Source organism: Nocardia wallacei (genome assembly GCF_029868745.1).
GTDB lineage: Bacteria > Actinomycetota > Actinomycetes > Mycobacteriales > Mycobacteriaceae > Nocardia > Nocardia wallacei_B.
Genome location: NZ_JARWOP010000360.1, coordinates 1 through 17452 on the forward strand (window position 1 = coordinate 1; position 17452 = coordinate 17452).

The 17452-nt window shown below is 69.6% G+C and carries 15 protein-coding genes; 10 read left to right on the forward strand and 5 right to left on the reverse strand.

The window, feature by feature from the left end:
- The coding region (locus tag QH470_RS33660; RefSeq protein WP_280276424.1) for a polyketide synthase dehydratase domain-containing protein at positions 1 to 383 on the reverse strand (383 nt) is incomplete at its 3' end.
- A gap of 181 nt (positions 384 to 564) precedes the next feature.
- Between QH470_RS33660 and QH470_RS33665 the strand changes: the two genes are divergently transcribed.
- Genes QH470_RS33665 through QH470_RS33690 form a run of 6 tightly spaced genes read left to right on the forward strand, consistent with a single transcriptional unit; the run spans position 565 to position 10424 of the window.
- The gene (locus tag QH470_RS33665; RefSeq protein WP_280276425.1) at positions 565 to 4143 is read left to right on the forward strand and encodes an SDR family NAD(P)-dependent oxidoreductase; all 3579 of its coding nucleotides are present in this window, start codon (positions 565 to 567) and stop codon (positions 4141 to 4143) included.
- A gap of 10 nt (positions 4144 to 4153) precedes the next feature.
- Positions 4154 to 5518, forward strand: coding sequence for an aminotransferase class I/II-fold pyridoxal phosphate-dependent enzyme (locus tag QH470_RS33670; RefSeq protein ID WP_280276426.1), 1365 nt, complete (start codon positions 4154 to 4156; stop codon positions 5516 to 5518).
- Positions 5515 to 7515, forward strand: coding sequence for an ASPIC/UnbV domain-containing protein (locus QH470_RS33675; protein ID WP_280276427.1), 2001 nt, complete (start codon positions 5515 to 5517; stop codon positions 7513 to 7515). The genes QH470_RS33670 and QH470_RS33675 overlap by 4 nt, the downstream gene beginning before the upstream one ends.
- Positions 7515 to 8615: an RnfABCDGE type electron transport complex subunit D gene (locus QH470_RS33680; RefSeq protein WP_280276428.1), complete on the forward strand. Its 1101-nt coding sequence runs from the start codon at positions 7515 to 7517 to the stop codon at positions 8613 to 8615. Before QH470_RS33675 ends, QH470_RS33680 begins: the two co-directional genes overlap by 1 nt.
- Positions 8616 to 8661: 46 nt before the next feature.
- Positions 8662 to 9612: a DUF1702 family protein gene (locus QH470_RS33685; protein ID WP_280276429.1), complete on the forward strand. Its 951-nt coding sequence runs from the start codon at positions 8662 to 8664 to the stop codon at positions 9610 to 9612.
- Entirely contained in the window at positions 9609 to 10424 is an 816-nt protein-coding gene (locus tag QH470_RS33690; RefSeq protein WP_280276430.1) for an SDR family NAD(P)-dependent oxidoreductase, read from the forward strand. The genes QH470_RS33685 and QH470_RS33690 overlap by 4 nt, the downstream gene beginning before the upstream one ends.
- Before the next feature lie 32 nt (positions 10425 to 10456).
- Here QH470_RS33690 and QH470_RS33695 read toward each other — a convergent pair whose 3' ends face one another.
- Positions 10457 to 11446: a UbiA family prenyltransferase gene (locus QH470_RS33695; protein WP_280276431.1), complete on the reverse strand. Its 990-nt coding sequence runs from the start codon at positions 11444 to 11446 to the stop codon at positions 10457 to 10459.
- A 91-nt stretch (positions 11447 to 11537) separates the two neighbouring features.
- Here QH470_RS33695 and QH470_RS33700 point away from each other — a divergent pair, with 91 nt between their 5' ends.
- The 4 genes from QH470_RS33700 to QH470_RS33715 all read left to right on the forward strand — a co-directional run bounded on the left by QH470_RS33700 (position 11538) and on the right by QH470_RS33715 (position 14716).
- Complete coding sequence (locus QH470_RS33700; protein ID WP_280276432.1) at positions 11538 to 12407, forward strand: geranyl diphosphate 2-C-methyltransferase; 870 nt, start codon at positions 11538 to 11540, stop codon at positions 12405 to 12407.
- A gap of 101 nt (positions 12408 to 12508) precedes the next feature.
- Entirely contained in the window at positions 12509 to 13519 is a 1011-nt protein-coding gene (locus QH470_RS33705) for a UbiA prenyltransferase family protein (RefSeq protein WP_280276433.1), read from the forward strand.
- Between the two features lie 95 nt (positions 13520 to 13614).
- On the forward strand, positions 13615 to 13911 hold the full coding sequence (locus tag QH470_RS33710) for a hypothetical protein (RefSeq protein ID WP_280276434.1): 297 nt from the start codon (positions 13615 to 13617) through the stop codon (positions 13909 to 13911).
- 40 nt (positions 13912 to 13951) lie between these two features.
- On the forward strand, positions 13952 to 14716 hold the full coding sequence (locus QH470_RS33715; RefSeq protein WP_280276435.1) for an SDR family oxidoreductase: 765 nt from the start codon (positions 13952 to 13954) through the stop codon (positions 14714 to 14716).
- A 46-nt stretch (positions 14717 to 14762) separates the two neighbouring features.
- Here QH470_RS33715 and QH470_RS33720 read toward each other — a convergent pair whose 3' ends face one another.
- The 3 genes from QH470_RS33720 to QH470_RS33730 form a co-directional block, all read right to left on the reverse strand.
- Positions 14763 to 15236 carry a DUF2269 family protein gene (locus QH470_RS33720; protein WP_280276436.1) on the reverse strand — a complete coding sequence of 158 codons (474 nt, stop codon included), beginning with the start codon at positions 15234 to 15236 and terminating at the stop codon, positions 14763 to 14765.
- Positions 15233 to 15973 carry an HD domain-containing protein gene (locus QH470_RS33725; protein WP_280276437.1) on the reverse strand — a complete coding sequence of 247 codons (741 nt, stop codon included), beginning with the start codon at positions 15971 to 15973 and terminating at the stop codon, positions 15233 to 15235. Before QH470_RS33725 ends, QH470_RS33720 begins: the two co-directional genes overlap by 4 nt.
- A gap of 692 nt (positions 15974 to 16665) precedes the next feature.
- Complete coding sequence (locus QH470_RS33730) at positions 16666 to 17406, reverse strand: GlxA family transcriptional regulator (protein ID WP_280276438.1); 741 nt, start codon at positions 17404 to 17406, stop codon at positions 16666 to 16668.
- Positions 17407 to 17452 lie beyond the last annotated feature (46 nt).

Consider the following 17452-nt stretch of genomic DNA (forward strand, 5'->3'; position numbering starts at 1 on the left):
CCGGTGCGGGCGGCGATCGCGCTCAGCGCGGCGTCGTGGTCGGCGGCGCCCGGTAGCACCACGCCCCCCGCGACCACGTGGTCGCGCAGCCACGGCAGGTTCGTCACCGATAGCGCCACTTGCCATTCCGGCGCGGCCGCCGCGACCCGGTCCCCGAGCATGGCGTAGCCGTCCGGAGTGCCGAGGCGGTCGAGGCGGGTCTCGGGCTCCTGCGTCCACACGTGTCGCCGCTGCCACGGGTAGGGCGGCAGCGCGGCGTGCGGCGCGGTGCGGTCGATCGGGCGGGGGAGCCGTTCGCAGTCGAGGGCTCCGGCGCGGTACAGCTCGGCGACGGCGGTGAGCAGGTTGTCGTGGTCGTCGCCGCCGCGGGCGAGGGTCGGCACCGCGGCGCCGGCCGGCCCCGGGGGGAGCGGGCTGAGACCGGGGGTGGCCGGCGGGTCAGGCAGGGGGGCGGCCACGAGGGAGATGCGGGGGGCCGGGGGCGGGGCGGCCGCGCCGTAATGCCCCGGGGCGCTCGCGGGCCCCACCCGGCGGGGGCGGCCCCCCCCCGGGGCCCCGGGGGCCGTGGTGCTACCGGGCGCCGCCTACCTCGACGCCGCGCTGAGCGCGATCGCCGCCCGCACCGGCCGCGAGAGCTTCGGGCTCGAGTCCGTCGAGTTCGTGAACCCGCTGGTGGTGGACGAACACGACGTGCCGGTGCTGCGGATCGGGGTGGAGGAGACGACGCGGCGCTTCACGGTGCGGTCCCGCCCGGCGACCGGCGCGGACTGGACCGTCAACGCCTACGGACGCCTGGTCGAGGCCGACGTCGACCCCGGCAGCGTCGACCTCACCGTCGCGGCCGGCGCCGCGGAGGTCCCGGCCGACGCGCTCTACGACAGCATGGCCGCGCACGGGCTCGCCTACGGCCCGGCCTTCCGGCTGCTGCGCACGGTGCATGTCGGGCTCGACAGTGTTGTCGCGCAGGTGAATACGCCGCCGGCCGACGCCACCCACCGACACCTCGCCCACCCCGCGGTACTCGACGCCGCCCTGCAGTGCTTCGCCGCCCTCTACGCGGCGACCGTCGCCCAGGACGGCGCGGCCGACCCGGACGTGGTGGTGCCCGCCGCGATCGATCGGGTGCGGTGGACCGGCCCGCTCCCGGCCGACCCGGTGGTCGTCGTCACCCGTGATCCCGCCGATCCGCTGCGCGCCGACATCCGGATCGCCTCCGCGGCGGGTGCGGTGGCGCTGACCCTGACCGGCGTGCGGTTCGGCACCCTCACTCCGCGCCGCCCGCTGTCGGATCAACTCGACGAGCTGTACTACGAGCCGGTGTGGGAAATCGTCTCCGACACCGCCGACGCCACCCCGCCGCCGGCCCTGGACGAGGAGGCGCTGGTGGTGGTCAACCTCGGCGCCGAGATCTCGCAGCGCGCCAAGGAGATCGCCAGCACCCGCCCCAGCGACCTGGTCACCGTCGGCGATCACGCCTCGGCGCTCGGTATGCCGCAATTGGTCGATCTGCTGCGCGGCGGCCTCACCCGCGCCGGCGCCGAACGGCTGCGCCTGGTCGTCGTCGCCGGATCCGATCTCGACGCCGTGCACAATATCGACGGCCTGGCGCAGGTCGCGCAGGCGGTGAAACAGGCTCTGGCACTGGACGATACGTCGCCCGAGGCCGCGCGAGGCGGTCCGCGGGAGATTCGCGGCGTCGTCGTCACGGAGAACGCGCTGTGCCTGCCGATCGACCGCTTCGCCCGCATCGAACACGCCCCGCTCGCCGGTGGCCGCCGCGAATTGCTCAACGAACTGCCCGCCGCGCAGTGGCGGCTGGTGGACACCGAGCCCGCCACGGCCGCCGCCGACGTCCTGGAACAGGTCTACGCCGACACCCTCACCGACGAGGTGGCATTGCGCGCCGGGGCGTGCTGGACCATCCGCTGGCGGCACACCCTCGCCGCGCATCTGGCCCGCTGGGCGGTCCCGGCCCCGCTCACCGATCCCGAACGGTCCTACTGCCTCGACATTCCGCGCTCGCGGCTGCTGCCGGAGCTGGCGCTGCGCACCGCGGAACGGGTCGCGCCGGGCCCCGAGGAGATCGAGATCCGCATGCAGGCCGTCGGTCTCAACTACAAGGACACTCTGAAGGTTCTCGGCGTGCTCACCGACAAGGAGCTGGCCGGAACGTTTTTCGGCACCGAGATCGGCATGGACGGCTACGGCGTCGTGGAACGCGTCGGCAGCGCCGTCACCGGCATCGCGCCCGGCGACGAGATCTCGGTGGTGGCGCCGGGCATCGTGCGCCGCTTCGTGACGCTGCGCCCGGACACCGGCGCCACCACCGCGATGGACATCTTCCCGCCCGGCGCCTTCGACCCGCTGCACTGCACCTCGGTGATGCCGCTGTTCACCGCCGAGATCGGGCTGGGTGAACTGGCGCGGGTGCGGCCCGGCGAGACGGTGCTGGTGCACGGCGCCGCGGGCGGCATGGGCATGGCGGCGGTGCAGGTGGCGCTGCGCATGGGCGCGACGGTGATCGCCACCGCGGGCACTCCCGAGCGCCGCGCGCAGGTGCGGGCGCTGGGCGCGCACGAGGTGCTGAATTCCCGCTCGGTCACCTTCGTCGACGAGGTGCTGCGCCTGACCGGCGGCGCCGGGGCGGATGTCGTCTACAGTTCCGCGCCCGGTGAGATCCTGCAGCAGAACTTCAGGGTCGCAGGCGAATTCGGCCGCATCGTCGACATCGGCAAGGCCGACATCTACGGTTCGGGCGCTATCGACCTGCGGCCGTTCGACCGCAACCTGTCGTTCTTCGCCGTCGATATCGACCGCATCCTGGCCCATCGTCCCGAGCAGGTGCGCCATGCCGCCCGGCGCGTGGTGGACGCGATGTACCACGGCGAGTACCGGCCGCTGCCCAATATGGTGTTCGGGCTCGACCGGCTCACCGAGGCATTCGAGACCGTCGCCCGCTCGGCCCAGGTCGGCCGCGTTGTCCTCGACCTGCGCGAAGAACGGCCCGCGGTGCGTCACATTCCCCGCGAGACCGACATCGACCCGGACGCGAGCTATCTCGTCACCGGCGGATTCGGGGCCTTCGGCCTGGCCACCGCACGTCACCTCGTGCGCCGCGGCGTCCGGCACCTGGTGCTGGCCGGCCGGCGCGGCGCCACCACCGCGGCCGCGCGCACCCAGCTCACCGAATTCGCTTGCGCCGGAATAGATGTGCGCGAGGAGCGGGTGGACGTCGCCGACTACGACGCGGTGGCCGCCCTGATCGCCCGCATTCAGGCGAGCGGTGCGCCGCTGCGCGGTGTCGTCCACGCGGCGGGGGTGGTCAACAACACCGAGATCCCCGAGGTCACCCTCGACTCGCTGCGCGAGATCTTCGAACCGAAGGTGCACGGCGCCCTGCACCTGGACCGCGCGACCACCGCGGCGGGCGTGGAGCTGGACTTCTTCGTGCTGTACTCCTCCGCCAGCGGCATCGCCGGGCTCTCGCCCCAATTGGGGTACGCCTCGGCCAATTCCGCGCTCGACGCGCTCGCCTGGACGCGGCGCGCCCAGGGGCGGCCCGCGGTGTCGGTGGACTGGGGCTTCATGCGCGGCGACGGCGGCATGGCCGATTCGCAGGCGGTGTCGCGGTACGCGGAGATGACCGGATACGGCTCGCTGGACATGGATTTCGCGTCCGTGCTGCTGTGGGAATGCCTGCGCCTGGATGTGCCGCAGTGCGCGGTGCTCGACATCGACTGGGCGCAGTGGGCGCTGGCGCACCGCTCCTCGGCGCGGTCCCCGCGGTTCGTGGAACTGGTCACCGCGGCGGGCGGCGGCGCGGGCGGCACCGGGGCGTTGCGCGCGGAGATTCTCACCATCGACGCCGAGCAGCGCGGCGAGGTGGTGGCCTGGCTGCTCGCCGAACAACTCGCCATCGTCCTCGGTGTCGACGCCGACACCGTCGATCTCGACACTCCCACCAGCGAACTCGGCCTCGATTCGCTGATGGCGATGGAATTCGGCGCGCGGGTGGTCAAGAGCCTGGGCGTGAAGATGTCCGTGCTGTCCATCGGCGCCGGACTGTCGCTGGGCGGGCTCGGCGCCAAGATCGCCGCGCAGATCGCTCAGGAAGAAGCTACGACCGAACCGACGGCACCGTGAGGAATCGCCCATGACGACCGATGCGCGCGCACTGGCGCGCTCCCTGATGTCCAAGCACGACCCGGGCGGCAACAGCGCCACCACCGCGGCCACACCGGCGGCCACGGCCGACGCTCCCGCGACCACGCGGCCCGTGCTGCGCACCGACTTCCGCGACCATCCGGGCGTGGTGGAGGCCACCGAGAAATGGGCGCGGTTCGACACCTGGGCGCGCGGCGCGGGCGTGATCAACCCGTACTATCTGCCGCACGAGGGCGTCAGCGGCCCGGTGACCCGCTTCGCGGGCCGGGACATGTTGAACTTCAGCAGCTTCGGCTATCTGGACCTGGCCGCGGAACCGCGGGTGCACGCCGCCGCGGCCGACGCCATCACCCGCTACGGCACCTCCGCGGCGGCGGTGCGGCTGGTCGCGGGCGAGCTGCCGCTGTACGGGGAGCTGGAGTCGGAGATCGCCCGCATCTACGACACCGACGCCGCGATCGTCACCTCGAGCGGATTCCTCACCAACGCCGCGGCCGTGGCGTTCCTGCTCGGCAAACGCGATATCGCCGTGTGTGATTCGCTGATCCACAACAGCATCGTCTCGGGCACCGAGTGGGCCGGATGCAAGCGAGTCACGTTCCGGCACAACGATCCCGAGTCGCTCGAGGCGATCCTGTCGATGTCGCGGCGCAGCTTCGAACGGGCCATGGTGCTCGTCGAGGGCGTCTACAGCATGGACGGCGACATCGTCCGGCTGCCCGAGATCATCGAGGTGGCACGGAAATACGACTGCTCGATCATGATCGACGAGGCGCATTCGTTCGGCGTCCTCGGCGAACGCGGCCTGGGTGTGCGCGAGCATTTCGACCTGCCCGGCGACGCGGTCGACGTCTGGATGGGCACCCTGTCCAAGGCGCTGGGCAGCGTCGGCGGATATCTGGCGGCCAACCGCGAACTCGTCGACGGCTTCAAGTACTCGGCCTCGGGCCTGAGCATGTACACCGCCTCGCCCGCGCCGTCGGCCGCGGCGGCCGCGCTCGAGGGCCTCGCCGTGCTGCACGACGAACCCGACCGTGTCGCGGCGCTGCGGCACAACGCGCAATATTTCCATCGGCGGGCCGGTGAGCTCGGCTTCGACACCGGCAACGGGCAGGGCACGCCGATCACCCCGATCATCACCGGCGCCGACGAGCCGGCCGTCCGCGCCTCGATGGACCTGCTGGAACACAACGTGATGGCCAACGCCATCGGACATCCGGTGGTGCCGTCCGGCGAGGCCCGGCTGCGGTTCTTCGTCAACTGCCGGCACACCGAACAACAGCTCGACCACGCGTTGGACACCGTGCGGCAGGTGTTCGACGGCATGACCACGGAAGAAGGGCCCCAGTCGTGAAGCTACCACCGAATCTGTTGCGAAAAGCGCTGGTGCCCTTGGCATCACTGGGCATGATGGTCGCACTGTTCGTGCCCGCGCACTCCACCATGATCGCCCCGGTGGAGAAGGACGGCAACGCGCCGCTGGCGAGCAAGTTCAAGTTCACCGAGATGCCGATCGCGCTGCCGCCCGGCCTGCCCGAACGTAAGATCCGCAATATCGAGCCCCGCTACGAGCACGTGGTGGCCTGGATGTCGTCGGTGAACTCGGCGGTGGCCATCAACGACATCGACGGCAACGGCAAATCCGACGACCTGTGCCTGGTCGACTCCCGCTCCGACAGCGTGATCGTCACCCCCGCACCCGACAGCGACACCAGCCGATACCAGCCGTTCGTGCTCGATCCGGCGCCACTGCCGACCGACGACGAGATGGCGCCCACCGGTTGCATTCCCGGCGATTTCGACCACTCCGGGCGCATCGGGCTGATGGTCTACTACGGTGGCCGCACGCCGATCGTGTTCCTGCCCCGCGCCGGCGCCAAGCAGCTGAACAACGCCGCATTCCGGCCGGTGGAGACCGTGCAGCCGCCCGCCACCCCCGACGGCAGCTATCAGGGGGCGCGCTGGTTCACCCTGGCGTCCTCGGTCGCCGATTTCGACGGCGACGGCAATGTCGACATCTTCATCGGCAACTACTTCCCCGACAGCGATTTCATCGGCACCACCGGCGAGCACAGCCTGACGCTCAACGAATCGTTCTCCAAGGCCACCAATGCCGGTGGCGCGCACCTGCTCTCGCTGCAGCGCAGCACCGGCGGCGCCGAACCGACCGCGGACTTCCGCGAGGTGTTCGACGCCTTCCCCGAGCACGCGAAGAACGGCTGGACCATCGCCTCCGCGCCGCAGGACCTCACCGGTGACCAGCTGCCGGAACTGTATGTCGCCAACGACATGGGCCCGGACCGGCTGTTCGTGAACAAGTCCACCCCCGGGCATTTCGAGTTCGGGCTGGCCGAGGGGCAGCGCGGGCCGACCGACCCCAAGTCGTTCGTGCTGGGCCACGACTCGTTCAAGGGGATGGGCGTCGACTTCGGTGACCTCAGCGGACGCGGCATGCCGGACATGTTCGTCAGCAATATCGCTCAGCGTTGGGGCATCATCGAGGGCAACCTGGCGTTCTACAACACCGCCAAGGATACGAAAGACGCCGCCGCCCAGCTGAATTCGGGTGTGGCGCCGTTCGAGAACCGGGCGGTGAGCCAGGGCCTGGCCTGGAGCGGCTGGTGCTGGGACACCAAGATCGCCGACTTCGACAACAGCGGCCGTCCGCAGATCGTGCAGGCCAACGGCATGTTCAAGGGCGACACCACGCGCTGGCCGCAGGTGCAGGAAATGGCCACCATGAACGACCTGCTCGCCCGATACCCGTGGGCCTGGCCGAATTTCACCGCGCACGGCGACCTGGCCGGTAACAACCGGATGGCGTTCTTCGCCCAGAACGACAGCGGCAAGTTCACCAACATCTCCCCCGCCCTCGACATCTTCGCGTCCGTCCCCACCCGGGGCATCGCGGTCGGTGATCCCACCGGCACCGGCAAACTCAGCTTCGCGGTCGCCCGCCAGTGGGACACCCCGGTCTACTACCGCAACGATTCACCGAACCCGGGCCGGTACCTCGGGCTGCAACTGTTCACCCCGCCGACGAACTCGGCGCCGGGCGACACCACCCTGGCGGGCAAACCGATCCTCGGCTCACCGGCCGTCGGCGCCCAGGTCACCGTCACCACCCCGGACGGCACGCCGCACATCGCCCAGCTCGACGGCGGCAGCGGACACGCCGGAAAACGCGCCACCGACATCCATCTCGGGCTCGGCGACGTCGATCCCGCCACCCCGCTCCCGGTCCAGTTGAGCTGGCGCGACAACCACGGCGCCGTGCACACCCAGCAGCTGCGGCTGCGGCCCGGCAGCCACACCCTCGTTCTCGACACCGATGCCCGGGAGGTGCACTGATGAGTGTCCAAGGCAACGGCCATCATCCCGACTCCGACGGCAAGGCGGTCCTCGCGACCGACGCCAACGGGAACGGATCGGCGCCCGACGCGACGCCGGACGCACCCCCGACCGCATTCCAGGCGTGGCGGCGAAAGTGGCTGGGGGTCAACAAGGAAGGCCGTGACCCTCGCTATCTGGCGCTGCGCAACTTCGCGGCCTCGCTGACGTTCTTCAACGTCGTCGGCTTCCTCTGGCTGGGCTTCGAGCAGCCGTGGCTGTGGCCGATCCTGGCGGCGCTGACCGCCTACACCGTCGAGCTGATCCTCGAGACGCTGGCGGCGTGGGCCTACAAACGCCCGGCCGGTTACCGCGGCAACGGTTTCCGCGGTCTGTTCGTATTCCTGATGCCCGCGCACATCACCGGCGTCGCGTTCAACTTCCTGATGTACGCCGCCGACCAGTGGCTGCCGATCATGTTCGGCATCACCGTCGCCGTGGGCACCAAATGGGTGCTGCGCGCGAAGATCCGCGGCAAGATGAAGCACTTCATGAACCCGTCGAACTTCGGGATCGTGGTGGCGCTGCTGGTGTTCCCGGAGATCGCGGTCGTCGGGCCCTACCACTTCGTGGAGAACGTGCAGGGCGCGGCCGACGCGCTGCTGGTGCTCGGCCTGCTGATGGCGGGCACCATGCTCAACGCCAAGCTCACCAAGAAGACACCGCTGATCGCGGCGTGGCTGGGCGCGTTCGTGCTGCAGGCGGTGGTGCGCGGGGCGCTGGATCCCGATGTCTCCATCATCGCGGCGCTGCTGCCGATCACCGGCATCGCGTTCGTGCTCTACACCAACTACATGATCACCGATCCGGCGACCTCCCCGTTCGCCCCGCGCGACCAGGTCGTCTTCGGCGCGTCCGTGGGCCTGATGTACGGCGTGCTGATGGCGCTCAACGTGTCGTTCGGGCTGTTCTTCGCGCTGGTGATCGTGTGCGCGTGCCGCGGCATCTTCTGGTGGTACCGCAACATTCGCGAATGGCTCGGCAACCGCGCCGTCCCCGCCGAACCCGCACCGCGCCCGGCCGAGCCGGCCGCGCTGGAACCGGCGGCCGCGCCGTCCTGACCGATCCCGCACCGCCGCAACAGAACCGAGGATTCCCATGCCATCGATGATCGGACCGATACGGTCGGTGCTACTCGGCACCGGCGCCGACGTACCACCGCTGGGCCGCCCCGGGTTCGCCGCGCCGAGCCCGGCGACCAAGGCCGAATTGGAGCGCGTCGCCACCCATCTGGCCACCAGCATCGACGTCGCGGTGCGCAGCAAGAACAACGACGAGTTGATCGCGCACATCGAGACCCTGCCCCAGCAGTATCGGGGCTTCGCGTTCGAGGGCGCGGCGACGGGTCTGGCGGCGGTCGACTCGATCACGCCGTTCAGCCGCCGCGCGCACGACCTGATCGCCGGGCCCGCCGCCGCACACGACCTGACCATGTACGTGGGCGTCGGGCTGGCCTTGGGACGCATCCCGAGGCCGTTCTGGCGCAAGGTGTTTCCGAAACACCCGTCCTACCGGTGGCTGGCGATCGACGGGTACGGCTTCTACAACGCCTTCTTCCGCACCGAGAAGTACATCGGGCGGCACTTCGCCGAGGACCGGTATCCGCGCTGGATGGGCGACCGCGCACCGCTGCGCCGCGCCGCCGATCAGGGTATCGGGCGGGCGCTGTGGTTCGTCAGCGGCGGCTCGCCGGAGGGGGTGGCCAAGCTCGTGGACGAGTTCGACGCGAGCCGCCACGCCGATCTGTGGAGCGGTATCGGCATCGCGACGACCTTCGCCGGCGGTGTGGAGGCCAGCGATCTCGAGGCGATCCTGGCCCGGGTGCCGCAGTTCCGGGAGCCGCTGGCCGCCGGGTCGGCGATGGTCGCGAAGATCCGGCAGCAGGCCGACAGCGCCATCCCGCACACCCACGCGGCCGTGCGCGCCTACACCGGCCGCACCCTCGACGAGGCCGCCGCCCTGATCGACCGGGCGTTCGCCGAGGTGCCCCAGGACGGCACCGCGGCGGGCTATCAGGCCTGGCGCGACCATCTCGGCGCGCTGGCCGTACCGGCATGAGCGGCGCGCGCTGGGCGGGCGAACACGTCATCGTCACCGGCGGGTCGGAGGGCATCGGGGCCGCCGTGGCCGCCGCCTTCGCCCGCCGCGGCGCCCGGGTGTCGATCATCGCCCGGCGCCCGGACCCGTTGCGCGACACCGCGAAACGCCTCGGGGCCGACCACCGCGCCGCCGACGTCACCGACCGGGCGGCGCTGGCGGCGGCGATCGCGGAACTGGAGGCCCGCAACGGCGTCTGCGGCGTGCTGGCCTGCTGCGCGGGGCTCACGCTGCCGGGCCTGTTCACCGAATTGGGCGACGACGAGTTCGCGGAGCAGACCGACGCGAACTATCTCGGCTCGGTGCACGCCGTGCGCGCCGTGCTGCCGGGCATGGTGGAACGCGGCAAAGGCCATGTGCTGCTGCTGAGTTCGACCTCGGCGTTCCTCGGCATCCCGGGCTACAGCGCCTACGCGCCCACCAAGGCGAGCATCCGCCAGCTGGGCCTGTGCCTGCGCTATGAGACCGAGCCGGCCGGTGTGTCGGTGTCGGTGCTGTATCCCGCCGATACCGACACACCGGGGCTGGTGCGGGAGAATCTGCGCAAACCGCCGGAGACCAAGGCCATCACCGGCACCATCAAGCCGATGCCGGCCGAGAAGGTGGCCGAGGCGGCGGTGCGGGGCATGGAGCGCGGCCGCCACCACATCACCACCGATATGCTCACCACCTTTCTCCTGCGCTGGGCGAATATTCCCGAGGATTTCATGCGGCCGTTCTTCCGACGCAGCATCTCCCGGGCGCGGCAGCGCGCGGAAAAGGCGACCACCTGACCGGAATCGAGGTGAAGACCGACCGTGCGCTGTCACCGATTCGCGAATACCGCGGCCGCGGGAAATACCGTCGCCCAGGAAAGCAGCATCGCGACGACCGCGAACGATTTCGCGCGGCGCACGACGTCGATCGCCGCCGCCAGCGGCTGCCCGCGCACACCGGCGAGGAGCCGTCCGAGATACACCACTCCGACGGCCACCGCCGCCAGGTACGGAATGTATGTCCAGGAAAATCCCGCCGCCGGAAATGTCGCCACACAGAACACCGCGGCACCGGCCACGAGCTGCCCGAGCCCTATCGCGAATGCCGGAAATATTCCGATCGCACGCGGGGCGGTGACGATGGAATGTTCGGCGTCCTCGGGAACGTCCTCGGCGGCGTTCACGATGAATACCGAGTTCACCGTGAGCGCGAGCCCGACAATCGCCAGGAGGGCCGGCCATTCCAGCGGCCGGTCGTAGGTCCGCACCAGCGCGAGACCGGGAAGGAGCGTCACCATCACCAGCACCGTCGGAATCTGCCAGGCCCCGGCACCCTTCAGATGCAGGGGCGGCAGCGAGTACTGAAAGGCCAGCGCCACACCGATACCCAGCACCAGCACCAGGTCGAGGTGGCCGGTCGTGGCCACCAGCCAGATCAGGCACACCGCGATGACCGCGACCCACCCGAAGACCAGCCGCCGCACGCGCCGCACCCCGAGATCACCCACGGCCCGCGACAGCCGCGATTTGAAGTCGGCATCGAGCCAGCGGTCGGCGAGACAGTTCACGACATTGGTCAACAGAACGTAAGCGGTGAGCATGATTATGGTGACCAGCATTCGCACCGAGAGCACCTCGTTCCACGAATGCGAACTGACCACCACCGAGGCGGCCATCACGCCCGCGCCGAGCGGCAGCACCTCCACGCGATGCACGGCGAGGCCGAGCCGGAATGCGCGCGCCGGTGATATTTTCCGCCCGCGTTCCGCCGGGCCCGCCGAGAATACCCGGCGGAACTCGGCGACTGCGCCCATGGTCATCGAATTCTCCAAATCGTCGAACAACAACCCGGTACCCGCGCATAATACAATTGATTTCCGCCTGTGAGAACAGCACGAAAGGATGCCGCTAATGTCGATGCTGGACTCGGTAACCGATAATGTCCTGCGCACGCCCTATCAGCGCGCCGTGGCCGACTACTGGAACAACAATCCCAACGACGACCGCATCAATGTGAAACTCGGCGAAGTCGACGGGCTTTACCATCATCACTACGGCATCGGCGATTACGATCCGCGGGTCCTGGAGGGCCCGGCGGATTCACGTCAGGAACGTCTCGTCGCCGAGTTGCATCGGCTCGAAACCGCGCAGGCCGATCATTTGCTGGATCAATTCGGGGCGGTGCGCGCCGACGATCGGCTGCTGGACGCCGGTTCCGGTCGCGGCGGCACGAGCATCATGGCGAACGCCCGGTTCGGCTGCCGCGTCGACGGGGTCTCGATCTCGGAGTACCAGGTGGGTTTCGCGAACGAGCAGGCCGCGCAGCGCGGCGTCGCCGACCGGGTCGAGTTCCATCTGCGCAATATGCTCGACACCGGATTCGAAGCGGGGGCGATCGGTGGGGTGTGGACCAACGAAACCACCATGTACGTCGACCTTTTCGACCTGTACGCCGAATTCGCCCGGGTGTTGCGGCCCGGTGGCCGCTACGTGTGCATCACGGGCTGTTCCAACGACGTCATCGGGGGCCGGTCCTCGGCGGTGAGCAAGATCGACGCCCACTACACCTGCAACATCCACCCGCGCGGCGACTACTTCAAGGCCCTGGCCGCCAGCAAACTGGTGCCCGTCAGCGTCACCGACCTGACCGCGGCCACCATCCCCTACTGGGAACTACGCACGCACTCGGAACTGGCTACGGGGGTAGAGGAGTCGTTCCTCACCGCCTACCGGGAGGGCAGCTTCCAGTATCTGCTCATCGTCGCCGACCGGGTCGCCTGATGAGCGCCCGCACCGGCCGTGCGGCCCACTACACTGCGTGGCTGCTCGGCGTGCCCGACGCGGCGACGCCGGACTTCGTGAACGACGGTTAGGAACTGCCTATGGCCACCACACACAGCGACAGCCTCCCTCTAGGTGGGCAGTTGCGGCGCATCTTCACCGCCGGTCCGGGGGAGGAGGGCAGGCCGCTGCCGCTGCCCACGAAGGTCAACTACGCGCTGTGGCTGACGCGGCCGGAGATCGCGCCCATGTCCTCGGCCGTGATGGTGGCCGACGTCCTGTTCAGCGCCCACTCCGGCGCGGAGATCGCGAATGTTCCGATGCTGGTCGCGGCGCTCATCCTCGCCGCGGCCATTCAACTGCTGCACGTCGCCAACTGCCTGGCCGACCGCTGGGTCGACATGGAGTACAAGTCGAAGTTCGCCCGCATGGTGCGCGATCTCGGGGTGCGGTTCGTCGCCTGGCAGATCTACCTCACCACCGCGTTCATTCTGCTCGGCGGCGTGTATATCGCTTGGGCGACAGGGCATTACGATCTGGCGCCGATCGTCGCGCTGGGCACCTTCCTGCTGCTGCAGTACTCGCTGCCGCCCTGGCATTTCAAGTCCGGCGGGTTCTGGCAGATCCCGTGGACCTACATCGGCACCATGGTGTTCCCCGGCCTGGTGGTGCTGCGGCTCTACGACCGGCCGATCGAGATCCCGGCGTTGCTGGCCGTGCTGGGGCTCGGGCTGACCCTGACGGGGATCTTCTCGGTCAATACCGCCGAGGACATTCCCGAGGACGCCGAGCACGGCATCAACACCTCGGTGCTGGCGCTGGGACTGCCGCTCTCGTTCGCCGAATCCATGACCCGGGTGAGCGTGGGCGCGGCCCTGGTGATCGGCGGCGTGGTGGCGGTCGCGGGCTGGACGTGGACACTGATCCCCTACACCGTCGTCCTGCTGATCGTGCTGTGGTATCTGGGCAGCACCCTCGCCGGGGTCTGGCGCACACCGCTCGACGAGGCCATGGCGGTGGTGCGGCCCCGAGCCAAGATGTTCGTCGTGATGGTGGCGTTGATGGGCTGGGTCACGGTCTTCCCCGCCGCCGCCATGTTCGCGGCACGGTAATCGGCTGCGGATCGTGAGCGAATTCGGCTATCAGGCCACCACTTTCGAGGCCATCTGCCACCGGGCCGGGGCTCGCCACTGTCATCCGGGCGAACGTGGCGTTCATCGCCGATCACCTGCCGCAGGTGCGGGCGCTGCAGCAGATCCTGCTCAACGGAGGCCACGGTGTCTGGGAACGGCATCACCTCGAATCGCTGTACCGGCTGGCCGGCCTGTTCGCGGAGGGCCGGCGCACCGGCGCCTTCCGCCCGTTGGATCCGCAGGTCGTGGCGGCGGCGCTACGTGCCTCCATCGACAGTGTGGTCCCGCTCCTTTCCGCCGGCCTCGTCGCCGAACGCTGTGGAAACGAACTGGTCGAACTCTTCGATCGCGCTACCAGTGCGCGGCCCTGATCGGACGGCGTCGCCAGGCCTGCGAACGGAAGGAACAGATATGACATATCCAGGGGTCGCCGGGCGTACGTATGTCGTGACCGGCTCCGCCTCGGGCATCGGTGCCGCGACCGCGACGATGCTGCGCGAGCGTGGCGCCGAGGTCATCGGCTGCGATCTCAGCGACGCCGATATCGAGGCGGACCTGTCCACGCCGAGTGGTCGGCGGACGCTGATCGACCAGGTGGCCGAGCGCGGGCCCGTCGACGCGGTACTCGCCGTCGCCGGGGGCGGCAAGACCGGTCTGCTCGAGACGAACTACTTCGGTGCTGTCGCGACGCTTGAAGGGTTACGGCCCCTGCTGGCGCAGAGCGCCGCGCCCCGAGCGGTGGTCGTGTCGTCGACGTCGTCGCTGGCGCCCGCGGACGAACGGGTGATGCAAGCATGCCTCGACGGCGACGAAAGCGCCGCGGTCGCCTACCTCGACGAGGACCCGTCCCTCGGCGGTGCCGCGGGCGCCTACGGAATCGCCAAACGCGCGCTGAATCGCTGGGTGCGCACGGTTGCCCCGACACCCCTGTGGGCGGGTAGCGGCATCGCCCTGAACGCTGTCGCGTCCGGCGTCGTGGACACGCCCGCGGCCGCGTGGATCTTCGCGAGCGAAGACACCCGCGCTGCCGTGGAAGCCGCTGCGCCGCAACCGTTCGGCGGATTTCCCGGGCGACCGGAATGGATCGGCGAGCTCATCTGCTGGCTCGCCGGCGCGGACAACAGATTCGTGACCGGTCAGGTCATCTTCGCCGACGGGGTGCGGAGACGGCGTTGATCGGAGACCTGCACTGGCGTTGACCGACGTGTTCACGGACCGGTGATCACGCCGCGGTGGTCGATCCGGGACGCACGATCATCAGGACCGTGACGATCACCCAGAGCAGGTTGAAAACGCCTGTGTACATGGTCAATTGCGTGAGGGTGCGCGCTTCGATCCGCACCTTCAGCTCCGTCGCGGAGTCCGCGCCGCCCAGCAGCGCGGCCTGCCGGGGCAGCACGGCGAACCCGAGTACCGCGGCCGCGGCGGTGGTGAGAAGGATCGACGCGATCAGCCACGCGTCGCCCAGAACCCCGAGGCTGCTCGCGGTGCCGAAACCGAAGACCGGCACGGCCAGTCCGATGACCGCGTAGACGCGGCAGATTCGATGCAGCGCCGCGACGACGGCGTGGTCGGGGTCCGCGCCGGTTTCGGCCGCGCGCCGCGTGGCGGCGGGAAACATGCTGGCGGCCACGGTGACCGGGCCGATGGCGATGATCGCCGCGAGCACATGGATGGCGAGCAGGGCCTTCGTCACGCGGCATCGCTCCAGATGCTGGTGGCGAGGATCGCATCCCATGTCAGGTGCGGCACGTCGGGGTGGTGTTCGCGCACGATCACACCGGCCAGCGTGCCCGGCATGGCCTTGCGCGGGTCGGCCAGCGCCTGGGTCTCGATGGCGGCGGTGAGCGCGCGGCTGCCACCGAGCCGCGGATAGGCGGCGTGGACCTGTTCGGCGTAGTCCGGCGCGATGTCGCCCGGGGCGGCCGCCACGTCGATGCCGATGCCGCGCACGGCGATCCAGATCTCCGGTGGGCGTCTGCGGCGATAGACCGGGGAGTCGCTGAATCCGGAGGTGTGGGCGGCGATGGCGTCCCACACCGTGTCGATCAGGGTGTCGGGGGCGTCGTGGTCTTCGAGAAAGCGTGCGGCGTAGTCGGCGCCGTCGAGTTCGAATCGCTGCTGTCCGTTGCCGATCCCGGCCAGCCCGATGTCGTGCAGGGCACAGATCAGATACATCGCCTCGTCGTCGTAGTCCGCGCCCGGCCGCAGGCCCTGCTGTGCGGCGGCCGTGCGGGCGAACAGGTAACCGCGCACGCTGTGATTGCGGATGGCCGGGGTCAGTTCGCGGCCGATGAGGTCACTCGCGGAGTCCGACAGCGGGGTCGAGGGCAGTGCGAGCAAATCCTGTTGCGCCCCGGCCGAACCGGTGGCGGCGAGGAACGCGCCGGTGGCCAGGCCGGCGCCGAGTGCGGTGCGGCGTGTGATGGACATGGGTGATCTCTCTTCTCCGGGTCGATCGGGGTTGCAGTGTGTTCAAGGAATGCAGTGCGGTTCAGCGGGATGCAATGGGATGCGCTGGGATCCAGCGGGTTCAGTGGGATTCAGCGTGGGTTCACTGGGAAGTACTGGTGTTCAGGGGGATTCCGCAGGCTGCGGCTGGGTGCAGTGGAATTCCGTGGGATGCCGCAGGAATCAGGGACGCGGCGGGTTCAGTAGGAAGCAGCAAGATTCAATAGAAAGCATTGGGGGTCCAGGGGGAAGCAGCGCGGTTCAGTCGGAAGCAGCGGGATTCACTGGGAGGCATCGAGATTCAGTGGGAAGCACGGGGCTCCAGGGAGATTCCGCAGGGTGTGGCTGGATGCAGTGGAATTCAGGGGGAAGGCAGCAGGATTCAGGAATGCAGCGGGGGTGCAGTGGGTTCGGCGGCACGCAGTGGGGTTCGGCTGGATCGAGTGGATGTGGCGGGGTTGAGTGGATGTGGCGCGATTAGTGGAGGCGTGGCGGGATCCAGCATGGACATGGTGGGGTTCAGCAGCGGCGTGGTGGGTTTAGCAGCGGCGTGGCCGGGGTTTCAGCAGCGACGTGGTCGATTCAGCGGGGGCGGGGCGGATGTTCGGTAGGGACGTGGGACGGGTTCGGTAGGAACGTGGGGCATTCAGTGGGACGTGGGAGCGTCGCGGGACTCAGGGGGATGTGGCGCGGAAGCGGGTGCGGTAGTCGGTCGGTGTGGTGCCGAGAACTTTGACAAAGGTGCGGCGCAGCGTTTCCTCTGAGCCGAATCCGCAGCGCCTGGCTACGGTGGCGACGCCGTCGTCGGCGGCCTCGAGCAGTTGCTGGGCGGCCTCGACACGGACGCGTTCGACGTATCGGCCGGGTGTCATGCCGATCTCGCGGCGGAACAACCGTGTCAGGTGGCGTTCGCTCACCGCGGCGTGTTCGGCCATCGTCGCAAGGGTGTGCTCGGCCGCGGGGTTCGCGGCCACGGCGTCGATCAGGCGGCGCAGGCGGGAGTTTCGCGGCGCGGCGACACCGGCGCGGACGCTGAACTGCGATTGCCCGCCGGGCCGGTGCAGGAACACCACCAGATGTTTCGCCACCGACCGCGCGAGGTCCGGACCCTCGTCTTCTTCCACGAGCGCGAGGGCGAGGTCGATGCCCGCCGTCACGCCCGCGGAGGTGACGACCGGTCCGTCGCGCACATAGATCGCGTCGGGTTCGACGTGTATCTCCGGAAAGCGTTGCGCCAGTTCGGCACACGCCAGCCAGTGCGTGGTGGCCCGGCGGCCCGTCAGCAGCCCGGCCTCGGCCAGCACGAACGCTCCGGTGCACACCGACACGATCCGCCGCGCCCCCGCCGCCGCGGTGCGCACCGACGGCCCCAGGCCGGGCGGCAGCGCCTCCGCGACCGGGAATACCCGCACCACGAGCGTGGCGACACTCCCGGCGAAGTCTTACCTAACACCGATCACC

What these genes read in the sequence shown, in the direction of transcription:
- QH470_RS33670 (WP_280276426.1), top strand. Translation starts at nt 4,154, where the DNA reads ATGACGACCGATGCGCGCGCACTGGCGCGCTCCCTGATGTCCAAGCAC.
- QH470_RS33680 (WP_280276428.1), top strand. Translation starts at nt 7,515, where the DNA reads ATGAGTGTCCAAGGCAACGGCCATCATCCCGACTCCGACGGCAAGGCG.
- QH470_RS33685 (WP_280276429.1), top strand. Translation starts at nt 8,662, where the DNA reads ATGATCGGACCGATACGGTCGGTGCTACTCGGCACCGGCGCCGACGTA.
- QH470_RS33690 (WP_280276430.1), top strand. Translation starts at nt 9,609, where the DNA reads ATGAGCGGCGCGCGCTGGGCGGGCGAACACGTCATCGTCACCGGCGGG.
- QH470_RS33695 (WP_280276431.1), bottom strand. Translation starts at nt 11,446, where the DNA reads ATGACCATGGGCGCAGTCGCCGAGTTCCGCCGGGTATTCTCGGCGGGC.
- QH470_RS33700 (WP_280276432.1), top strand. Translation starts at nt 11,538, where the DNA reads ATGTCGATGCTGGACTCGGTAACCGATAATGTCCTGCGCACGCCCTAT.
- QH470_RS33705 (WP_280276433.1), top strand. Translation starts at nt 12,509, where the DNA reads ATGGCCACCACACACAGCGACAGCCTCCCTCTAGGTGGGCAGTTGCGG.
- QH470_RS33715 (WP_280276435.1), top strand. Translation starts at nt 13,952, where the DNA reads ATGACATATCCAGGGGTCGCCGGGCGTACGTATGTCGTGACCGGCTCC.
- QH470_RS33725 (WP_280276437.1), bottom strand. Translation starts at nt 15,973, where the DNA reads ATGTCCATCACACGCCGCACCGCACTCGGCGCCGGCCTGGCCACCGGC.